Here is a 2704-nt window from a genome sequence, read left to right on the forward strand (position 1 = left end):
CAAGCTGGGATACGTAGTCCTTATATGGAACTTGCTTTTGAATATCTTAATTTAACTTCATTGCCAGAAGATAATGTTATCGAAGTAAATGAATGCTATAGATTTTATGAGATTTTTAAGGATTTATTTAATATAAATTTTAAGGAAAGTAAAGAACTTAGAGAGGTTCTTCTAGATATATTATTACATTATTTAGGGGAATTAGATTTAAAACAAGGCTTAAATAAAATAGAAATTTATAAAAAATTTTTGTATAAAGATATATTGAATAATGTATTTGGAGAAAAATTAGCCCAAAATATAAATTGCTTTGAAAAAGAAGAATGTGATGTCTTTTTAAACGGACTTATTACTTTATATAAAACAGGGGTATCTCTTGAATTATTCAATAAGATTTTAAGAAAAATATTTAAAAATAACATAGTTTATTCTAATAATGAGCAACCAAAGCGTATTTACATTTATTTAGATGAAGTGAAAACGAAAGAGTATGAAAAGAAAATTGATATTATAGTAGATACATTTTTATCTATAGATATGAAACCATTTATATTTTGGAAGCAGCATTTTGGAATTTTGGGATTTGATAATACTATGAAAAATGGCGAAATTGTTATGATTAATTAAAAATTAAATTAGAAAATTGGGAGGAGAATATGAGTTTATATTCATACAAGCTACACAAGGGTAATGAAGAAGTAATTAGAAAAATTAAATATAAAGAAAAAGATTTAAGGCTCATGACTACTTTTCAGTTAAGAGAAATATGTAACAAAGAAAAGTTGGTAAAGAGCATAATCAATCCTCTTGATAAAGAAGAACTTATAAGACTCATAATGAAATACAGAGGGGAAAAAGATGCTAAGCTTATAAAAAATTATTTAATTGGTGGAAGTGGAAGAATTGAAAGATTTTTAAGCAGGAGTAAGAAAGAAATAATTACAAAGAGTAATATAGACTATCCAGGGAAAATAACCCTTTATGAAGATTTAGCTCTTGATATTTATGATAATTATGTTCTAAAAAGTAATGATAAATTAGAAGAGGGAAATGTTGTTTTAGTTGATAATAATTTTAAAGTCTGCACTATATTAAATATAAAAAAGATAGTACAGGATAATAAGGAAAAATATTATTTAACTAAAGGTGAATTCATAGAAGCAAAAGAATCTGAAAGTAAACATTATAGTCTTCTATTCTTTTCAGAAAAGGATTCAGAAGCTGTTTATGATATTTATGAAGGAGACATAATTGAAGTTGATTATAATATAAAATTTATTTCTATGCCTATACTCCAATTTGAAGTAAAACCATTAAAAGAGACCAAAATGCCACTAGCAATTGATTTTGGAACGTCAAATACAACTGCCGGTATTTATATAGATAAAGAAGTATTTTCAGGGTTAAATGAAAATCTAACTGGAAATGAGGAATATACAGATTACGAAGATGATAAAGTAAAATTCGTAAAGATAATGAATGAAAGTAAGGATAATATGGAAATAACTCCTATTATACCAAGTGTTGTAGGTGTTAAACACATAAAAGAAGACAATATAGAATATGTTTTTGGATATGATGCAATGCTTGAATCCAAAAGAAGATATGTAGATGATGGAATGAGCTTATTTTATGACATAAAAAGATGGATAAGTGATTTCGAAAAAGAAGAAAAAGTAATTGATATAAAGGAGAAAACTACCTTTATAAAAAGAAAAGATATTATAAAAGCTTATTTAGAGTACATCATATCTTTAGCACAACAGAGATTTAAATGTAAATTTAAAAATATCTATATATCCTGTCCATCAAAACAAAAATACAAATTTCATACATTATTTAAAGATATTTTAAGTGATTATACAGTTGAAAGCACAAAAATATTAGAAGAAAGTGCGGCGGTACTTTATAATACTATTTCTGAATTAATTGAAAAGAAGAAATATAGACAAGGGGAATGGTATAAAGCTCTTATTATAGATTGCGGAGGAGGAACTACAGACCTTACAGGCTGTAGCTTCAGTATATCAAACAATAGAGTTTCTTACAAATTAGATATAGAAACTTCCTATGAAAATGGTGATACAGATTTTGGAGGAAACAATCTTACTTTTAGAATAATGCAATTTATAAAAATATTAATGGTAAATGCATTAATTAATGAAGATAAAGGCATAAAAAAAGCTATAATAGATCAATTTAAAATAGATATATTTAGATTTATAGATAAGTCTGGAATTAATGAACTATATGAAACTTTAAATGAGAAATATGAAACAGCAGAATCAATAATTCCAACAAAGTTTCAATTATATGAAGCAAGAAGTAAGGAAGATTACTGCAAGGTGAGAAGTAACTATTATTTCTTATTTAATTTAGGAGAAGAAGTAAAGAAATTATTCTTTGCAAATCCAGAGATTTTAAAGGTTAGGTTAGCTTCTAATGATATTAAACCCACAGAAGAAAACTTAATAACTTTTGATAAGTGGAAATTATCATGTATGAATAAAGGAACTTTACAGGTAGTAAAGGAAGCGCCAAGCATTTCTCTTAGTATATATGAAATTGAAACTTTAATAAAAGGCGATGTTTACAACATAATAAAGAAGTTCTTAGAAAAACTATATGAAAATGATGAATTATATGATTATTCTCTTATTAAATTAACAGGGCAATCCTGTAAGGTAGATATATTTAGAGATGC

Annotated in this window: 2 protein-coding genes; both read left to right on the top strand. The window is 25.7% G+C overall.

All coding sequences use genetic code 11. The annotated features are described in order from the left end of the window. A partial coding sequence (locus CLPUN_RS05695; RefSeq protein WP_077846360.1) for a hypothetical protein occupies positions 1-627 on the top strand: 627 nt, incomplete at its 5' end. Positions 628-656: 29 nt separating this feature from the next. Beyond that, positions 657-2704: Hsp70 family protein (locus CLPUN_RS05700; RefSeq protein WP_077846361.1), on the top strand; the 2048-nt coding region annotated here is incomplete at its 3' end.

The organism is Clostridium puniceum (genome assembly GCF_002006345.1).
Lineage (GTDB): Bacteria > Bacillota > Clostridia > Clostridiales > Clostridiaceae > Clostridium > Clostridium puniceum.